The 17,806-nt window shown below is 74.0% G+C and carries 14 protein-coding genes and 1 pseudogene; 11 read left to right on the top strand and 4 right to left on the bottom strand.

From position 1 onward, the window contains the following. The 10 genes and pseudogenes from GMA12_RS18375 to GMA12_RS17765 form a co-directional block, all read left to right on the top strand. Window positions 1-1,152, top strand: a pseudogene (locus tag GMA12_RS18375) (hypothetical protein); the annotation flags it as partial. Beyond that, window positions 1,145-2,149, top strand: a complete 1,005-nt coding sequence (locus GMA12_RS17805; protein WP_156270841.1) for an HAD-IIA family hydrolase — start codon at window positions 1,145-1,147, stop codon at window positions 2,147-2,149. The pseudogene GMA12_RS18375 and the gene GMA12_RS17805, both read left to right, overlap by 8 nt. After that, window positions 2,146-2,370 (top strand): hypothetical protein, encoded by a 225-nt coding sequence (locus GMA12_RS17800; RefSeq protein WP_156270840.1) that lies wholly within the window; start codon window positions 2,146-2,148, stop codon window positions 2,368-2,370. Before GMA12_RS17805 ends, GMA12_RS17800 begins: the two co-directional genes overlap by 4 nt. After that, a complete protein-coding gene (locus tag GMA12_RS17795) occupies window positions 2,367-3,122 on the top strand; it encodes a TlyA family RNA methyltransferase (RefSeq protein ID WP_156270839.1) in 756 nt (251 codons plus the stop codon). The genes GMA12_RS17800 and GMA12_RS17795 overlap by 4 nt, the downstream gene beginning before the upstream one ends. A 122-nt stretch (window positions 3,123-3,244) precedes the next feature. Next, on the top strand, window positions 3,245-4,309 hold the full coding sequence (locus GMA12_RS17790; protein WP_162460037.1) for an NAD kinase: 1,065 nt from the start codon (window positions 3,245-3,247) through the stop codon (window positions 4,307-4,309). Continuing rightward, window positions 4,310-6,022 carry a DNA repair protein RecN gene (recN, locus tag GMA12_RS17785; RefSeq protein WP_156270838.1) on the top strand — a complete coding sequence of 571 codons (1,713 nt, stop codon included), beginning with the start codon at window positions 4,310-4,312 and terminating at the stop codon, window positions 6,020-6,022. A gap of 87 nt (window positions 6,023-6,109) precedes the next feature. Further along, on the top strand, window positions 6,110-7,834 hold the full coding sequence (pyrG, locus tag GMA12_RS17780) for a CTP synthase (RefSeq protein WP_156270837.1): 1,725 nt from the start codon (window positions 6,110-6,112) through the stop codon (window positions 7,832-7,834). A 131-nt stretch (window positions 7,835-7,965) separates the two neighbouring features. Beyond that, window positions 7,966-8,619 (top strand): NUDIX domain-containing protein, encoded by a 654-nt coding sequence (locus tag GMA12_RS17775; RefSeq protein ID WP_156270836.1) that lies wholly within the window; start codon window positions 7,966-7,968, stop codon window positions 8,617-8,619. Between the two features lie 212 nt (window positions 8,620-8,831). Further along, a complete protein-coding gene (locus tag GMA12_RS17770) occupies window positions 8,832-9,815 on the top strand; it encodes a site-specific tyrosine recombinase XerD (RefSeq protein ID WP_162460036.1) in 984 nt (327 codons plus the stop codon). A gap of 154 nt (window positions 9,816-9,969) precedes the next feature. Continuing rightward, window positions 9,970-11,127: a D-alanyl-D-alanine carboxypeptidase family protein gene (locus GMA12_RS17765; RefSeq protein WP_156270835.1), complete on the top strand. Its 1,158-nt coding sequence runs from the start codon at window positions 9,970-9,972 to the stop codon at window positions 11,125-11,127. On the opposite strand, the gene GMA12_RS17760 is transcribed toward GMA12_RS17765, so the two are convergent. From GMA12_RS17760 to GMA12_RS17745, 4 genes are read right to left on the bottom strand one after another with little or no spacing between them, the layout of a single operon-like run. Further along, the gene (locus tag GMA12_RS17760) at window positions 11,121-12,284 is read right to left on the bottom strand and encodes a bifunctional 2-methylcitrate synthase/citrate synthase (RefSeq protein WP_156270834.1); all 1,164 of its coding nucleotides are present in this window, start codon (window positions 12,282-12,284) and stop codon (window positions 11,121-11,123) included. The genes GMA12_RS17765 and GMA12_RS17760 overlap by 7 nt on opposite strands. A gap of 36 nt (window positions 12,285-12,320) precedes the next feature. Next, window positions 12,321-13,229 carry a methylisocitrate lyase gene (prpB, locus tag GMA12_RS17755; protein WP_156270833.1) on the bottom strand — a complete coding sequence of 303 codons (909 nt, stop codon included), beginning with the start codon at window positions 13,227-13,229 and terminating at the stop codon, window positions 12,321-12,323. Window positions 13,230-13,231: 2 nt separating this feature from the next. Further along, on the bottom strand, window positions 13,232-14,752 hold the full coding sequence (locus tag GMA12_RS17750) for an MmgE/PrpD family protein (RefSeq protein ID WP_156270832.1): 1,521 nt from the start codon (window positions 14,750-14,752) through the stop codon (window positions 13,232-13,234). Between the two features lie 44 nt (window positions 14,753-14,796). Continuing rightward, entirely contained in the window at window positions 14,797-15,477 is a 681-nt protein-coding gene (locus GMA12_RS17745; protein WP_162460035.1) for a GntR family transcriptional regulator, read from the bottom strand. A 218-nt stretch (window positions 15,478-15,695) separates the two neighbouring features. Between GMA12_RS17745 and GMA12_RS17740 the strand changes: the two genes are divergently transcribed. After that, the gene (locus GMA12_RS17740) at window positions 15,696-17,648 is read left to right on the top strand and encodes an AMP-binding protein (RefSeq protein ID WP_156270831.1); all 1,953 of its coding nucleotides are present in this window, start codon (window positions 15,696-15,698) and stop codon (window positions 17,646-17,648) included. The last annotated feature ends 158 nt before the right edge of the window (window positions 17,649-17,806 follow it).

Below are 17,806 nucleotides of genomic sequence, written 5' to 3'. Positions count from 1 at the left end.
CGGCGCGACGAGCGTCAGGGCGAGCGGGGTCCGCGCCGTGAGGGTGAGGGCTACCGGGGCCGCCGTGACGACCGCACCGACGTCTCCACGCACCGTCACCACGCTCCCGAGATCGACGAGGACATCACCGGACGGGAGCTCGACAAGCCGACCCGCGCGCAGCTGGGGGCCCTCGAGCCCCGCAACGCCGAGGCCGTCGCCAAGCACCTGGTCATGGCGGGCCGCTACCTGTCCGACGACCCCGCGCTGGCCCTCGAGCACGCGCAGGCCGCGGGCCGCCGCGGCGGCCGCATCGCCGCGGTCCGGGAGGCCACGGGCGTCGCGGCCTACGAGGCGGGGGACTACGCGCTGGCGCTCAAGGAGCTGCGCACGTTCCGGCGGATGACCGGCGCCGAGATCCACCTTCCCCTCATGGTTGACTGCGAACGCGCGCTGGGTCGCACCGACAAGGCGGTCGAGCTCGCGACGTCCGAGGCCGCCGCGTCCCTCGAGACGAGCGAGCGGGTCGAGCTCGCCATCGTCCTCGCCGGCATGCGCCGTGATCAGGGGGACGCCCAGGGCGCCGTCGACGCGCTGAGCATTCCCCAGCTCGACAAGAACCGTGGCTTCTCCTACAGCCCCCGCCTGTTCCGCGCCTACGCCGAGGCGCTGCGAGGTGTCGGCCGGGCACGCGAGGCGCTCACCTGGGACCGGCAGGCCGTGGTGGCCGAGGCGGCGCTGGGGATCGGCCAGTTCGCCGAACCCGAGATCCTCGACTTCGACGACGAGGACGAGGCCGAGCAGGCACCGCCCACCGGCGTCGCCCTGGCCGAGCCGGAGGCCGCCGTGGAGGACGCGACCGTCACCGACGCCGCGGGCGCCGTGGCGTCCGAGGAGGCCCCGGCCGGTCTGCGGGACGAGCCGGACGGCAGCACGGACGACAACGCGGACGACGAGTCCGACGACGTGCTCGACGAGGGCACCGACGAGGAGCCCGACGACTCCGAGGATGGTTCGGAGGGAGACCTGGACCCGGACGACGACTTCGAGGGCGGTGCGGAGGAGGACCTGGACCCGGACGACGACGAGGAGCTCCTGGACTCCGAGGAGCACGGTGCCGCCCCGGACGATCCGTCCGACGACGGCGAGGGACGCGGTGCCGAGGATGTCTGAGCGCCTTCTCGACCGCTACGACGCGGTCCTGAGCGACCTGGACGGCGTCGTCTACGCCGGTCCGCACGCGATCCCGGGGGCACCGGAGGTGCTGCGCCGGATCTCCTCGGAGGGCGTGCCCGTGATCTACGTGACGAACAACGCCTCGCGCTCCGTCGCCACGGTCGCGGCGCACCTCACGGACCTGGGCGTGCCCACCGGCTCCGAGGGCGTGGCGAGCTCGGCCCAGGCCGGCGCCGAGCTGCTGGCGCAGCGTCTGCCCGCCGGCACGAAGGTGCTCCTCACGGGGTCGCAGGCTCTCGCGGACGTGGTCGCGGACGCGGGGCTCGTGCCGGTCCGCACGCAGGAGGAGGAGCCCCGCGCCGTCATCCAGGGGTTCGACCCCGGCATCGGCTGGGCGCAGCTGGCCGAGGCGTCCTACACCCTCGCCGATCCCGGCGTGCTGTGGGTCGCGACCAACACCGACCTCTCCATTCCGCAGGCCCGGGGACTGGCCCCGGGCAACGGGACCCTGGTGGCGGCGGTCGCCGCCGCCACCGGGCGGACGCCGGTGGTGGCGGGCAAGCCGGAGGCCCCCATCTTCCGCACCGCCGCCGAGCGCGCGGGCAGCACACGGCCGGTGGTGCTGGGGGACCGGCTCGACACCGACATCCGGGGCGGCAACGCGGCCGGGTTCGCCACGGTGGCGGTCCTCACCGGCGTGGACACGCTCGAGACGATCCTGGCCGCGTGCAGCGCGGAGCGCCCCGACCACGTCGTCGGGACCCTGGAGGAGCTCTTCGCCCCCTGTCCAGAGGTCGAGGTCACCGCCTCGCCGGGCGGCCACGAGGCGCGCTGCGGGGCGGCGACCGCCGAGACGGACGGCGCCCGCGTGCGGATCCGGGGGTCCCGGGGAGACCTGGACGCCTGGCGGGCCGCGTGCGGGGCCTGGTGGGCCGCCCACCCCGACGCGGAGGCGCCCGTGGCCCCGGTCCTGGAGTGGGAGGCCACGGCGTGAGCCCCGACGCCGGCACCGCGTCCCCGACGGGTCACGCCCGGGTGGACGCGGTGCTCGAGCGGGCCGCGGAGCTCGACGGGCTGCCCGTCGCGGAGCACCCCGGCCGCTACGAGGAGCTGCACGCCGACCTCGTCGCCGAGCTCAACGCGGAGCCGGGGACGGTCCCGGCCGGACTGGTCCCCGCCCGGCAGGCCGGGCAGGAGCAGAACGGGCCCCGATGAGCGCGCGCCTGGACCAGGAGCTGACCACCCGCGAGCTCGCCCGCTCCCGCACCGTGGCCGCCCGCTGGATCGCCGAGGGCAGGGTGCTGGTGAACGGCGAGCCGGCCACCAAGGCCTCCGCCCGCGTCGGCGCCGGCGACCGGCTCGAGGTCCGCCCCGCCGACGGCCCCGAGTACGTCAGCCGCGCGGGGAACAAGCTGGCCGGCGCCCTGGCGGCCTTCCCGGACATCACCGTGGCGGGCAGGCGCTGCCTCGACGCCGGCGCCTCCACCGGGGGCTTCACCGACGTGCTGCTGCGGGCCGGGGCCCGGGAGGTGGTCGCCGTGGACGTCGGCCACGACCAGCTCGTGCCCGCGCTGCGGCAGGACCACCGGGTCCGGGTGTTCGAGGGCACGAACGTGCGCTGGATGCGGCCCGAGGACATCGGAGGCCCGGCCCAGCTGACGGTGTGCGACCTCTCCTTCATCTCGCTGACCCTCGTGATCGGCCCCCTGGCGGCGGCCACCGTGCCCGGCGGCGACCTCGTGCTCATGGTCAAGCCGCAGTTCGAGGTCGGCGCCGACCGGCTCGCCCGCACCGGCGTGGTCACCAGCGAGCACGAACGGGCCCGGGCGGTCGACGCCGTGGCCGCCGCCGCACGGGCCCACGGGCTGACGGTCCTGGGCCGGGAGCGCAGCCCGCTGCCCGGTCAGGACGGCAACCACGAGTTCTTCCTGTGGTGCCGCCGGGACGTGGAGAGCGGCACGCCCTGACTGTCTTCGCCCTCGCGTAGGGTGGTGAGCGGTGCCCGGTCCCGGGCACGGCGCGCAGCACGGGCCGGTCCCGGTACCGACGACGCCCGCGTGCACCGAGCAGTCGAGAACGGGAGGATCCTGTGAGCCGGAAGATCCTGGTCATGGCCCACATGGGCCGGCAGGAGGCCAAGGACGCCGCGCGCGACTCCTGCCTCCAGCTCCACGACGCCGGACTGGTGCCGGTGATCTCGCGCACCGATCTCGAGGCGCTCCAGGAGGACGGGGTGCCCCTCGTGCCCGTGGAGGTGATCGAGGAGGACGTCTCGCTGCGGGAGATCGAGCTGGTCATGGTGCTCGGCGGGGACGGGTCGATCCTGCGGGCCGCCGAGCTGGTGCGCAGCGTGGACACCCCGCTGCTGGGCGTGAACCTCGGCCACGTCGGCTTCCTCGCCGAGAGCGAGCGCTCGGACCTCGCCGAGTCCGTCGAGGCCATCGTGGACGGGCGCTACACGGTGGAGCAGCGCATGACCATCGACGTCACCGTGTGGCAGGACCAGAAGAAGGTCCTGCACACCTGGGCGCTGAACGAGGCCTCGGTGGAGAAGGGCGACCGCGAGAAGATGATCGAGGTGGTCGTCGAGGTGGACCGGCGGCCGCTGAGCACCTTCGGGTGCGACGGCGTGGTGCTGGCCACCCCTACCGGTTCCACCGCCTACGCGTTCTCCGCGGGCGGGCCCGTCGTGTGGCCGGAGGTCGAGGCGCTGCTCCTCGTCCCGCTGAGCGCCCACGCCCTGTTCGCCCGGCCGCTGGTCATCTCCCCGAACTCGATGATGGCCGTGGAGGTCCTCACCCGCACGGACGCCCGGGGCGTGCTGTGGTGCGACGGCCGGCGGACCACGGAGCTGCCGCCCGGGTCCCGGATCGAGGTGGTGCGCTCGCCGAAGGCGGTCAACCTCGCCCGGATGCACCGCACGCCCTTCTCCGAGCGGCTGGTGCGGAAGTTCGAGCTGCCCACGACGGGCTGGCGCGGTCCGGTGCCCCCGCAGGAGGCGACCGCCGCCCGGACCGCCGCCCTGCCCACCGTCCGCGCCGACGGCGGGGGCCGGGTGGCCCCGCTGCCGAAGTCCACGGTGGGCCACGAGATGCCCCACGGCCCGGACCCGGCAACCCTCGGCAGCGGGCACGAGCGGACGGAGGCCGACTGAATGATCGAGGAGATCCACATCCACGACCTCGGCGTCATCACCGACGCCGTGCTGCCGCTCGGGCCGGGACTGAGCATCCTCTCGGGTGAGACCGGCGCGGGCAAGACCATGGTGGTCACCGCCCTCGGGATGCTGCTCGGCAACCGCTCCGACGCGGGCGCCGTGCGCTCGGGGGCGCCCCGCGCCGTCGCCGAGGCGGTCGTGCGGGTCCCGGCCGGGCACCCGGCCGCGGCCCTCGTCGAGGACGCCGGCGGAGCCGTCGACGTCGAGCCCGTCGGGGACGCGGACGAGGCCCTGGTCACCGTGGCCCGCACGGTCACGGCCGAGGGGCGCAGCCGGGCCCATGTCGGCGGCCGCTCCGCCCCCGTGGGCACGCTCTCGGCCGTGGGACAGACCCTGGTGGCCGTGCACGGGCAGTCCGACCAGCTGCGGCTGAAGTCCGCGGCCGCCCAGCGCCACGCCCTCGACCAGTACGCGGGGGAGGAGCTGGCGGCCGACCTGCGGCGCTACCGGGAGCTGCTGGCCGAGTACCGCACCGTGCAGCAGACCCTGCGGGAGGTCACCGAGCACGGGCGGGAGCGCGCCCTCGAGGCCCAGACCCTGCAGGGCGCCCTCGAGGAGATCGACGCGGTGGACCCCGAGCCCGGCGAGGACGAGCGGCTCGACCAGGAGAGCCAGAAGCTCACCAACCTGGAGCAGCTGCGCGCCGCGGCGCTGACCGCGCACGCGGCCCTGAGCGGCGGGGAGTTCTCCGACGGCGACAGCGCGGACGCGACCGCCCTGATCGCGGCCGCGCACCGTGCCCTGGACCAGGAGGCGGGCTCGGACCGCGACCTGGAGGAGCTCGCGGGCCGGGTCGCCGAGCTGGCCGTGCTCGTCAACGACATCTCCGCGGACCTCTCCGGCTACGCGTCCGGCCTCGACGACGAGGGGCCGGCGCGCCTGGCCGAGGTCGAGGCCCGCCGGGCCAAGCTCAAGGCCCTGACCCGCAAGTACGGGGCCACGGTGGACGAGGTCCTCGAGTGGGCGCAGCGCTCGCGGACCCGGCTCGACGAGCTCACCGACGACCCCGCCCGGGAGCAGGAGCTGCGCGCGCGCCTCGAGCGGCTGCACGCCGGGCTGAGCGAGCTGGCCGCGCGGATGACCGAGCGGCGGCAGGACGCCGCCCACCGGCTCTCCGAGGCCGTCAGCGCCGAGCTCACCGCCCTGGCGATGCCCAACGCCTCCCTGGTCATCGAGGTCGAGCCCACCGAGGAGTTCTCCGGTCACGGCCGGGACGAGATCGCGTTCCTGCTCAAGCCCCACGCCGGCGCCGCCCCGCGGCCCCTCGGCAAGGGCGCCTCCGGCGGCGAGCTGTCCCGGCTGATGCTGGCCATCGAGGTGGTCCTGGCCGCGGTCGACCCCGTGCCCACCTTCGTCTTCGACGAGGTGGACTCGGGCGTGGGCGGCAAGGCGGCCGTGGAGATCGGGCGCCGGCTGAAGATGCTGGCCCAGCACGTCCAGGTCCTCGTGGTGACGCATCTGCCGCAGGTGGCCGCCTTCGCGGACCAGCACATCCTCGTCACCAAGAGCCGGGACTCCACCGTCAGCGACGTGCGCGTGCTGGACGAGGAGGAGCGCGTGGTGGAGCTGGCCCGCATGCTCGCCGGCCACGAGGACTCCGCGGCGGCGCGTGAGCACGCCCGCGAGCTCGTCCGCGACGCGCAGCTCTGAGCCCGTCGCCCGCGCGGGAGGCCGCCGCCCGTGCGGCCGGCCGCACGGTGATCCGCAGCACGCAACCGGTGTCCCGCAAGGGCAAGAATGATAGGGTCGAATTCCGTGGTGAATGCAAACGAAGCCGCCCACGTGGCCGGCGCACAGCAGACCGAAAACCAGCGACCGGGCAAGGTGACCCGTCAGATCTTCGTGACGGGCGGCGTCGCCTCCTCCCTCGGCAAGGGCCTGACCGCCTCCTCCCTCGGGATGCTGCTGCGGGCACGGGGGCTCTCCGTGACGATGCAGAAGCTGGATCCGTACCTCAACGTCGATCCGGGCACCATGAACCCCTTCCAGCACGGTGAGGTCTTCGTGACCGACGACGGGGCGGAGACCGACCTCGACATCGGCCACTACGAGCGCTTCCTCGACGAGAACCTCGACGCCTCGGCGAACGTGACCACCGGACAGGTGTACTCCACGGTCATCGCCAAGGAGCGCCGCGGCGAGTACCTCGGCGACACCGTGCAGGTCATCCCGCACATCACGGACGAGCTGAAGAACCGGATGCGCCGCCGCGCGCAGGACGACGACCAGCCGGACATCATCATCACCGAGATCGGCGGCACGGTCGGCGACATCGAGTCCCAGCCCTTCATCGAGGCCGCCCGCCAGGTCCGCCAGGACGTCGGCCGCCGCCACGTGTTCTACCTGCACGTGTCCCTGATCCCCTACATCGGGCCCTCCGGCGAGCTCAAGACCAAGCCCACCCAGCACTCCGTGGCCGCCCTGCGCGGGCTCGGGATCCAGCCCGACGCGCTCGTGCTGCGCTCCGACCGGCAGGTCCCGGACACGATGCTGCGCAAGATCGGCAACGCCTGCGACGTCGACCACGACGCGGTGATCTCCTGCCCGGACGCCCCGAGCATCTACGACATCCCCAAGACCCTGCACTCCCAGGGGCTGGACACCTACATCCTCGACTACCTCGGCCTGGACTACCAGGACGCGGACCTGGGGCAGTGGGACCGGCTGCTGAAGGCCGTGCACGAGCCGTCCCACTTCGTCACGGTGGCCATGGTGGGCAAGTACATCGACCTGCCGGACGCCTACCTCTCCGTCTCGGAGGCCCTGCGGGCGGGCGGCTTCGCCAACGACGCGCGCGTGAAGATCAAGTGGGTCGCCTCCGACCTGTGCGAGACCCCCGAGGGCGCCCAGCGGGAACTGGGCGACGTGGACGCCATCTGCGTCCCGGGCGGGTTCGGCATCCGCGGCATCGAGGGCAAGCTGGGCACCCTGCGCTTCGCCCGCGAGCACCGCATCCCGACCCTGGGCCTGTGCCTGGGCCTGCAGTGCATGGTGATCGAGTACGCCCGCACGGAGCTCGGCCTGGCCGGGGCGTCCTCCACCGAGTTCGAGCCGGACACCGAGTTCCCGGTCGTGGCGACCATGGACGAGCAGAAGCAGTTCGTGGAGGGCGCCGGGGACCTCGGCGGCACCATGCGGCTGGGCCTCTACGACGCGCGGCTGCGCGACGGGTCCGTGGTGGCCGGCGCCTACGGCTCCACCACGGTCAAGGAGCGCCACCGCCACCGCTACGAGGTCAACAACGAGTACCGGGAGGGACTGGAGCAGGCGGGGCTGGTGATCTCGGGGACCTCGCCGAACGGCACCCTCGTGGAGTTCGTGGAGCTGCCCGCCGACGTGCACCCCTACTACGTGGGCACCCAGGCGCACCCCGAGCTCATGTCCCGGCCGACCCGCCCGCACCCGCTGTTCGACGGCCTCGTCAAGGCCGCGCTCGAGCGCCGGGAGGCCGAGGGGCGCTGAAGCCCCGGCCCGTGCTCCACGGGCCGCCCGGCGCAGGCGCCGTGTCCCCACCGGGGCGCGGCGCCTGCGCCGTCCCCGCCAGACCCTCGCCCCCGCCGACCCGTGCGGGGCGGCCGACCCGGAAGGACCCCATGGACATCCGACAGCTCGCCCCCGAGGAGATCTCGGACCGGCCCAGCGACCGCCGCACGGTGGCCTCCGAGACGGTCTACGAGGGCTTCATCTGGAACGTGCAGCGCGACGAGTTCGAGCTCGCCCAGGGCACCGACCCCCTCCGGCGTGACTACATCACCCACCCGGGCGCGGTGTCCGTGCTGGTGCTCGACGACGACGACCGGGTGCTGCTGATCAACCAGTACCGTCGGCCCGTCGGGATGACCATGTGGGAGATCCCCGCCGGCCTGCTCGACGTCGAGGGCGAGGACCCCGCCGCGGCGGCCCGGCGGGAGCTGGCCGAGGAGGCCGACCTGCGGGCGGAGCAGTGGGACGTCCTGGTGGACTTCCACAACAGTCCCGGCTCGTCCTCGGAGGCCAACCGGATCTTCCTGGCCCGCGGGCTGAGCGAGGTCCCCGACGCCGAGCTCCACGAGCGCGACGGCGAGGAGGCGGAGATCCACGGCACGTGGGTGCCGCTCGACGCCGCCGTGCGGGCCGTCCTCGAGGGCCGGCTGAACTCGCCCGCGGCGGTGGTCGGCCTGCTCGCCGTGCACGCCGCCCGCGCCGACGGCTACCGTTCCCTGCGCCCGGCCGACACCCCGTGGCCCGGCCACCCCGACCTGCGGTGACCGAGCCCCCGGACGACCGGCAGCCCGCTCCGGCGCCCGAACCCGGGTCCCGTCCGGGCCCCGGCGGAACACCCGGTGCGGTGCGCGCTCCGGGGCCGGGCGCGGCGTCCGGTCCTGGGCCCGATGGGGCGTCCGCTCCGGACGAGGACGCCGCGTCCTCTCCCGAGCCCGATGCCTCTCCCGGACCCGGTGCTGCACCCGAGCCGGGTGCGGTGCCGGGTCCGGGGTCCGGCGACGCGCTGGAGCGGGCCGTGGAGCGCTACCTGCAGCACCTGGCCGTGGAGCGGGGCCTGGCCGCCAACACCCTCGCGGCCTACCGGCGGGACCTGCGCCGCTACACGGAGCACCTCCAGGAGCACACGGACCCGCCGGTGACCACGCTGCGCGGGATCGGGACCGGACACGTCCAGGACTTCCTGCGCACGGTCTCGGCCGGGGCGGAGGGGCGGGCGCCGCTGAGCACGCGCAGCGCCGCCCGCTGCCTCGTCGCGGTCCGGGGCGCCCACCGCTTCTGGGCGCTCGAGGGCCTCACGCGCACGGACCCCGCCGCCCCCGTCCAGCCGCCCACCCCGGGAATGCGCCTGCCCAAGGCCGTGCCCGTGGAGCAGGTCACCGCGCTGCTGGAGTCGACCGGCACCGAGACGCCCCAGCAGCTGCGCGACCGCGCCCTGCTGGAGATCCTCTACTCGACCGGGGCCCGGATCTCGGAGGCCACCGCCCTCGACGTCGACGACCTGTCCCGGGCCCTGCGCCGCACCGGGCAGCCCGAGGAGGACGGCGGCGCGATGCCGTTCGTGCGGCTGTTCGGCAAGGGGGGCAAGGAGCGGATGGTCCCGCTGGGCTCCTGGGCGGTGCGCGCCGTGGACGACTGGCTCGTCCGGGGCCGGCCGGCGCTCGCGGCGAAGGGGCGGGGCACCCCGGCTCTCTTCCTCAACGCCCGCGGGGGGCGGATCAGCCGGCAGACGGCCTGGACCACCGTGCGCACCGCGGCCGAGCGCGCCGGGCTGGGGGACCGGATCACCCCCCACACGCTGCGCCACTCGTTCGCGACCCACCTCCTGGAGGGCGGCGCGGACCTGCGCGTGGTCCAGGAGCTGCTCGGCCACGCCTCCGTCAGCACCACGCAGGTGTACACGCTGGTCACCGTGGAGTCCCTGCGGGAGGTCTACGCCGCCGCCCACCCCCGCGCCCTGTAGCGCGCCGCCGGCCCACCCGGCGGCGCGCCCGTCCGGTCGCGCCACCGCGGTTCGACGCCGGCCGGTCACACAGCGGACGGTGCTGTTGCGCGGGACCTGCAGGGCCTAGCCTGGTTGCAACTGCAACGGGTGCGCCCGGACGGATGGGGACGTCATGCGAGAGAACATCGGCTCGGGCACGGGCGTGCGCCGGGCGCTGCTGATCCTGTTCTGCTGCCTGGGGCTGCTGCTGGCACCCCTGACGGTCCCGGCGTCGGCGGCCACGGCGATCGAGGCCGAGCACCAGCGACTCGGCGGCGCCGACGGCCGGCTGGGCCGGGCCCTGGGCCCCGAGCGCTGCGGCCTGGTGCGCGGCGGCTGCTACCGGTCCTTCGAGCGGGGCAGCATCCACTGGTCCCCGAGGACGGGAGCACGCCCGACCTGGGGGGCGATCCGCGGCGCATGGGCCGGGCAGGACTGGGAGCGGGGCCCGCTGGGGTACCCGGTCGGCCGGGAGGTCTGCGGGCTGCGCGACGCCGGGTGCCACCAGTCCTTCGAGGGCGGGGTGGTGCTCTGGTCGCGGGCGAGCGGGGCCCACCCCACGCGCGGCGGCATCCGGGCGGCCTGGCTGCGCCACGGCGCCGAGCGGGGAGCGCTGGGCTATCCGACCTCGGCCGAGGGCTGCTCCGGAGGCACCTGCCGCCAGAGCTTCCAGCGCGGGTCCGTCAGCTGGAGCCCCGGCGCCGGGACCCGGGTGGCCCGGGAGATCGACCGGGCCGCCTCCGTGCACGTCGTCGTCAACAAGCGCCGGCCCCTGAACCCGGTGGACCACGTCCCGCGCGGCCTCGAGTCCGTGGGCGGGCCGCTCCTGCGCGCGGACGCCGCCGCGGCGTTCCGCCGGATGACGGCGGACGCGGCCGCCGCGGGAGTCCCGATCACGGCGGTCAGCGGCTACCGCTCCTACACCACGCAGGCCGGGCTGTACCGGGACTACGTGGCCCGGTACGGGAGGGAGCAGGCGGACCTGATCTCCGCCCGCCCGGGCCACAGCGAGCACCAGACCGGACTCGCGATCGACATCGGCAACCCGGACGGGGCGTGCGGGCTGCAGAGCTGCTTCGCGGACACCCCGGCCGGGGCGTGGGCGCGGGCCCACGCCCACGAGTACGGCTTCGTGGTGCGCTACCCGGCGGGCCGCACGGGAACCACCGGGTACGCCTACGAGCCCTGGCACCTGCGCTACGTGGGTGGGCACGTGGCCACCGGCATGGTCTCCCAGCGCATCCCCACGCTGGAGCACTACATGGGGCTGCCGGCGGCGCCCACCTACTGAGCGGCCCGGGCGCCGGGGAGGTGCCGCTCGTCGGGGCCGTTGTACTCGGACAGCGGCCGGATCAGGGAGTTGGCGGCGACCTGCTCCATGATGTGGGCGGTCCAGCCGGTGATCCGGGCGGCGACGAACAGCGGGGTGAACGTGGGGATGTCGAAGCCCATCAGCCAGTAGGTCGGCCCGGCCGGGTAGTCGAGGTTGGGCTTGATCCCCTTGGCCTCGTCCATGGACTTCTCCAGCCCGTGGTACAGCCCCAGCAGCTCGGGCCGGCCGTAGTGGGCGATCATCGCGTCCAGGGCCGCCTTCATGGTCGGCACCCGGGAGTCCCCGTGCTTGTACACGCGGTGGCCGAAGCCCATGACCTTCTTCTTCGCGGCCAGGGCCTCGTCCATCCAGGCCTTGGCACGGGCCTCGGCCTCGGCGGCCGACTCCTCGGTGCGGATGCCCAGCTCCACGAACGTCTCCATCACGGCCTCGTTGGCCCCGCCGTGCAGCGGTCCCTTCAGCGCCCCGATCGCCGCCGTGACCGCCGAGTGCAGGTCCGACAGGGTCGAGGTGACCACCCGGGCGGTGAAGGTCGAGGCGTTGAAGGAGTGCTCGGCGTAGAGGATCATCGAGGTGTTGAACGCCTCGACCACCGCCGGGTCGGCCTCCTCGCCGAAGGCCATCCACAGGAAGTTGGCCGAGTACCCAAGGTCCTCACGGGGGGCCACCGGCTCCTGGCCGCGCCGGCGCCGCTGGTCGTAGCACACCACCGCCGGCATGGCCGCGAACAGCTTCTGCGCCTTGCGCAGGTTCGCCTCCGCAGACGAGTCCTCCGCCTCGGGGTCCTGGGCGCCCAGGACGGAGGCCGCGGTGCGGCAGACGTCCATGGGGTGGCAGGTGGTGGGCAGGGCGTCGATGATCGCCTTCAGCTCCGGGGTCAGCGCCCGGTGCGCCCGCTCCCGGGTGGTGAACTCCGCCAGCTCCGCCTCCGTGGGCAGCTCACCGTTCCACAGCAGCAGGGCGACCTGCTCGAAGGAGCAGTTCGCGGCCAGTTCCTGGACGGGATACCCGCGGTAGAGCAGGGAGTTGGTCTCCGGGTTGACCTTGGACACGGCCGTGTAGTCGGCGACGACGCCGGCCAGTCCCTTGCGGACCTCGCTCTGGGTCTCGGTCATGGTGGTCTCCTTCTCGTGGTCGTGCGGTCGGTCCGGTCAGTGGTGCAGGCCCGGCACCTCGAAGTCGAAGACGCCGGCGTCGAACTGGTTGTACCCGTTGTAGTCCACCAGCTCGTAGAGCCGGGCGCGAGTGAGCATCTCCGGCACGGCCGCCTGCTGGGTGCCGTCGGCGGCGATCGTGGCCAGCACCCGCTCCATGGCGCCCAGGGCGGAGCGCATCAGGGTGACCGGGTAGATGACCATGTTCACGCCGACCTCCTCGAGCTGGGCGGCGGTGAACAGCTGGGACTTCCCGAACTCGGTCATGTTCGCCAGGATCGGCACGTCCACCGCCGCGCGCATCGCGGCGAACTCGCTCAGGTCGGCCATGGCCTCGGGGAAGATCGCGTCCGCCCCGGCGTCCACGAGGGCCTTGGCCCGGTCGGTGGCCGCGGTGAGGTCCTCCACGCCGCGGATGTCGGTGCGGGCCATGATCAGGAAGTTCGGGTCCCGGCGGGCCTCGGTCGCCGCCCGGATCCGTTTCGTGGCGGTGGCCAGGTCCACCACGGACTTGCCGTCCAGGTGGCCGCAGCGCTTGGGGTTGAACTGGTCCTCGATGTGGCACCCGGCCAGGCCCGCGTTCTCGAGCTCCTGCACGGTGCGGGCCACGTTCATCGGCTCCCCGAAGCCGGTGTCGGCGTCGACGAGGGCCGGCAGGTCGGTGACCCGGGCGATCTGCCCCGCCCGGGCCGCGACCTCGGGCAGGGCAGTCAGGCCGATGTCGGGGAAGCCGAGCTCGTTGGCCAGCACGGCGCCGGAGATGTAGACGCCGTCGAATCCCTGCTCGGCGATCAGCTTCGTGGACAGCGGGGTGTAGGCGCCGGGGAACCGGGCGATCCGCGGGCCGGTGAGCATCTGCCGCAGGGCGGTCCGCTTGGCCTCGGGGGTGGTGGTGGAGAACAGCATGCTCAGAAGATTCCCTTCGTGCCGGTGGCCAGGTCCACGTGAGCGGTGACGTTGAGGGCGTCCAGCTGCCCGGGACCGAGGTCGCGCAGGTTCTCGGCCGCACTGATGAAGCGCTCCAGCTCCGCCTCGGCCACGAGGCCCTCGGCGAGGGTGCGCAGCTTGGTGACGTACTGGGCGCGGGCGAACGGGCGGGCGCCCAGCGGGTGGGCGTCGGCCACCGCGATCTCCTCGACCACGGTGGACCCGTCGGTGAGGGTGATCTCGGCCCGGCCGCCGAAGGCCTTCTCCGCCGGGTCCAGGGAGTGGTAGCGGCGGGTCCACTCCGCGTCCTCGGCGGTGGTGACCTTCCGCCACAGCTGAACGGTGTCGGGCCGGGACGCCCGGGCGGGGGCGTAGGAGTCCACGTGGTGCCACGCCCCGTCCTGCAGCGCCACGGTGAAGATGTAGGGGATCGAGTGGTCGAGGGTCTCCCGGGTGGCGGCCGGGTCGTACTTCTGCGGGTCGTTGGCCCCGGAGCCGATCACGTAGTGGGTGTGGTGGGAGGTGTGCAGCACCACCGAGGCGATCCGCGCCGGATCGGCGAGCTCGGGCCGCTCCCGGTGCAGCTTCCGGGCCAGGTCGATCCAGGCCTGCGCCTGGTACTCCGCCGAGTGCTCCTTGGTGTAGGTGTCCAGGATCGCGGCCTTGGCCTCGCCCGGGCCCGGCAGCGGGACCTCGTAGTGGGCGTCCGGGCCGTCCAGCAGCCAGGCGATCACCCCGTCCTCGCCCTCGTAGATGGGGGTGGGGGAGGTCTGCCCGCGCATCGCCCGGTCCACGGCCTCCACGGCCATCTTCCCGGCGAAGGCCGGGGCGTGGGCCTTCCAGGTGGAGATCTCGCCCTTGCGGGACTGGCGGGTCGCGGTGGTGGTGTGCAGGCCCTGGCCGATCGCGTGGAAGATGGTCTCCACGTCGAGACCCAGCAGGGTGCCGATCCCCGCGGCCGCCGACGGGCCGAGGTGGGCGACGTGGTCGATCTTGTGCTTGTGCAGGCAGATGGCCTTCACCAGGTCCACCTGCAGCTCGTAGCCGGTGGCGATGCCGCGGACCAGGTCGGCCCCGGTGGCGCCCACGTGCTGGGCCACCGCCAGGATCGGCGGGATGTTGTCCCCGGGGTGGGAGTACTCCGCGGCCAGGAACGTGTCGTGGTAGTCCAGCTCGCGCACCGCCACCCCGTTGGCCCAGGCCGCCCACTCCGGGGAGACCTTGGTGGCCGCGGCGTCCGCCCCGTACAGGGCGGACCCGGACCCGCCCGGCGTCGGGGCGTGGGCCCGCGCCTGGTCCCGGGCCGAGACGATCGGGTCCCGGTTCAGGGAGGCGATCGCCACCGAGGCGTTGTCCAGGATCCGGTTGATCACCATCTCGGTCACCTCCTCGCTCACCGCGACGGGGTCCGCGGCGACCTCCGCCATCTTCCAGGCCAGCTGGTCCTGCCGGGGCAGGTTGTCGGCGGACGGGTGGACACGCACGGAATGCAGAACGGTCATGGAGCTTCCTCTCGTGGGGACGGACAGTGGCCGGGGGCCGCCGCTCAGCCGGCGGCGTCGAGCGGGGGAGCGGGCTGGACCCACTCGCGGACAGGGGTGGTCAGGACCGCGTGCAGGGAGTTGGCCAGGTGCACCCGGGTGGCGGCCTCGGCCAGCTCCTCGGCGCCCTCCGCGATGGCGCGCGCGATCTGGGCGTGCTCGGCGGCGGCCCGGGCCAGGCGGGACGGATTGGTCCGGGAGAGCTTGCGCACGCGCGCCAGGTGCAGACGCAGGGACCGCTGGGCGGCGGTGAGGTACGGATTGGCCGTGGCGTCGTCGACGGCCCGGTCCATGCGCTCCACGAGCTCGTAGTAGGCGGAGCGGTCGTCGGTGCTCGGGCCGTGGAGGCGCTCCACGCACGCCTCGAGCTCCGTGGCCAGCCGCTGGAAATCGGCGGGGTCCCGGCGCCGGGCCGCCAGGCGGGCGGCCCGGCAGTCGAGTGCCTCGCGCAGTTCGAACAGGGCACGGACGTCGTCGAGCGAGACCTGGGAGACCACCACGCCGCGGCCGCGGTGGGCCTCGGCGAGCCCGTCGGCGGTGAGCCTGCTCAGCGCCTCGCGGATGGGGGTGCGGGAGATGCCGAACCGCTCCGACTGCTCCACCTCGCCCAGCACCTGGCCCGGGAGCAGCCGCCACTCGACGATGTCCTTCCGCAGTGCCTCGTAGGCGCGGTCGCTGGCGCGCACGGCTCCCTCCTCGCTTCTGCGGCCCGGGCTGGAGAACCGGCGGGGGCCATCGGTGACCGACCTCACACGTCGAGTCCAGTGTATACACATTTGTGGCGGGGAGGCCAGGGATCCCCGTCCCGCTCCCATATTGACGCGTCGATGTATACAGCGGTCTTGTCTGCTGTGATCTGCGCCACTAGGGTGGCCGCCAGGACCGCTACGCCCCGGAGGGACCCATGAGCACCGAGCAGCAGACGACGCAGGCCGAGGACTACGCGGAGGTCTACCGCCGCAGCGTCCGGGACCCGGAGCGGTTCTGGCTGGAGGCGGCCGGGGCCGTCGACTGGACGCGCGAGCCCACCGTGGCCCTCGACGCGACCACGGCCCCGCTGTACCGCTGGTTCCCCGACGGTGAGCTCAACACCTCCTACAACGCCCTCGACCGGCACGTCGAGGCCGGCCACGGCGAGCGCACGGCGCTGATCTACGACTCCGCGCTGCTGGGCGTCCAGGAGCACTACAGCTACGCGAGGCTGCGCGACGAGGTCGCGCTGTTCGCCGGGGCGCTCGCCGCGCGGGGGGTGCGCAGGGGAGACCGGGTGCTGGTGTACCTGCCCATGATCCCGCAGGCCGCCGTGGCGATGCTCGCCTGCGCCCGCCTGGGCGCCGTGCACTCCGTGGTCTTCGGGGGGTTCGCCCCGAAGGAGCTGGCCTCGCGGATCGACGACTCGCGGCCCCGGGTGGTGGTGACCACGACCGGCGGGCTGGAGCCGAAGCGGCGGATCGAGTACATCCCCGCGATCGAGGAGGCCCTGCGGCTGGCCCGTCACCGGCCCGGCACGGTGATCGTGCACGAGCGCCCCGGCTTCGAGACCACCGTGGAGCAGGCCGCGGAACGGGCCGGGCACGGGGAGCAGCCCGCGGTCGAGTGGCTGGACTGGGACGCCGCCGTGGCGGGCGCCGAACCCGCGGCGCCGGTGCCCGTGGCGGCCACCGATCCGCTGTACGTCCTCTACACCTCGGGCACCACCGGCGCCCCGAAGGGCGTGGTGCGCGACAACGGCGGGCACGCAGTGGCCATGACGTGGTCCATGCGCCACATCTACGACGTGGGCCCCGGGGAGGTGATGTGGACGGCCTCGGACGTGGGGTGGGTGGTGGGCCATTCCTACATCGTCTACGGGCCGCTGCTCGCCGGCGCGACGACCGTGCTCTACGAGGGCAAGCCCGTGGGCACCCCGGACGCCGGCGCGTTCTGGCAGCGCGTGGAGGACCACGGCGTGAAGGTCCTCTTCACCGCCCCCACTGCCCTGCGCGCCATCCGCCGGGCGGACCCGGAGGGCGAGCTGGTGCGCCGGCACGACATCGGGTCCCTGCAGGCCCTGTTCGTGGCGGGGGAGCGGCTGGACCCGGAGACCTACGGCTGGGCCTCCCGGGCGCTGGGCGTGCCGGTGGTCGACCACTGGTGGCAGACGGAGACGGGGTGGGCGATCTGTGCGAACCCCTTCGGGATCGAGCGCCTGCCCCTGAAGCCCGGTTCGCCGTCCGTGCCGGTGCCCGGCTACCGGGTGGAGGTCCTGGACCCGCTGGGGCAGCCGGTCGCGACCGGCGAGGAGGGCAACATCGCCCTGCGCCTGCCCCTGCCTCCGGGGACGCTGACCACGCTGTGGGGCGACGACCGGCGCTTCGTGGACTCCTATCTGACGGCCTTCCCGGGCTACTACGCCACCGGTGACTCCGGCCACGTCGACGAGGACGGCTACGTCTACGTCATGGGGCGCACCGACGACGTGATCAACGTGTCCGGTCACCGTCTCTCCACCGGCGCGATGGAGCAGGTCCTGGCCTCCCACCCCGCCGTGGCCGAGTGCGCGGTGATCGGGGTGGCCGACCCGCTCAAGGGCCAGCGACCGGCCGGCTACGTGGTGCTCAAGTCCGGGGCGGAGGTGCCGGAGGAGCAGCTGCGGGACGAGCTGGTGGCGCTGGTGCGCCGGCAGATCGGGGCGGTCGCCGACTTCAAGGACGTGACGGTCGTGGAGGGGCTGCCCAAGACCCGCTCGGGCAAGATCCTGCGCAAGACCATGCGGCAGATGGCGGACGGCGAGAAGTACACGGTGCCCTCCACGATCGAGGACTCCGCCGTGCTGGAGGCCCTCGAGGGCGTGCTGCGGCCCCCGCGCGCGGGCTGAGGGCCGGCGCGGTCCCGCTCAGATGGGGGTGTGGGGCGCGGCCGCCTCCGTCCCGCTCTCGCGCACGGCCCTGCGCCGGCGGGCGTGGTCGATGAAGGAGATGACGGGTCCGGCGGTGACGCCGTGGATCACGATGGAGGCGACGATCACCAGTCCCA

This window comes from Kocuria sediminis (genome assembly GCF_009735315.1).
GTDB lineage: Bacteria > Actinomycetota > Actinomycetes > Actinomycetales > Micrococcaceae > Kocuria > Kocuria turfanensis.
The sequence above is the reverse complement of the archived record's forward strand: the minus strand, read 5'-3'. Positions and strand labels throughout refer to the sequence as shown.

Bases quoted from the DNA above. Each gene is read 5' to 3' on its own strand.
- GMA12_RS17805 (WP_156270841.1), top strand. From the start codon at position 1,145: ATGTCTGAGCGCCTTCTCGACCGCTACGACGCGGTCCTGAGCGACCTG.
- GMA12_RS17795 (WP_156270839.1), top strand. From the start codon at position 2,367: ATGAGCGCGCGCCTGGACCAGGAGCTGACCACCCGCGAGCTCGCCCGC.
- recN (WP_156270838.1), top strand. From the start codon at position 4,310: ATGATCGAGGAGATCCACATCCACGACCTCGGCGTCATCACCGACGCC.
- pyrG (WP_156270837.1), top strand. From the start codon at position 6,110: ATGATAGGGTCGAATTCCGTGGTGAATGCAAACGAAGCCGCCCACGTG.
- GMA12_RS17775 (WP_156270836.1), top strand. From the start codon at position 7,966: ATGGACATCCGACAGCTCGCCCCCGAGGAGATCTCGGACCGGCCCAGC.
- GMA12_RS17765 (WP_156270835.1), top strand. From the start codon at position 9,970: ATGCGAGAGAACATCGGCTCGGGCACGGGCGTGCGCCGGGCGCTGCTG.
- GMA12_RS17760 (WP_156270834.1), bottom strand. From the start codon at position 12,284: ATGACCGAGACCCAGAGCGAGGTCCGCAAGGGACTGGCCGGCGTCGTC.
- prpB (WP_156270833.1), bottom strand. From the start codon at position 13,229: ATGCTGTTCTCCACCACCACCCCCGAGGCCAAGCGGACCGCCCTGCGG.
- GMA12_RS17750 (WP_156270832.1), bottom strand. From the start codon at position 14,752: ATGACCGTTCTGCATTCCGTGCGTGTCCACCCGTCCGCCGACAACCTG.
- GMA12_RS17740 (WP_156270831.1), top strand. From the start codon at position 15,696: ATGAGCACCGAGCAGCAGACGACGCAGGCCGAGGACTACGCGGAGGTC.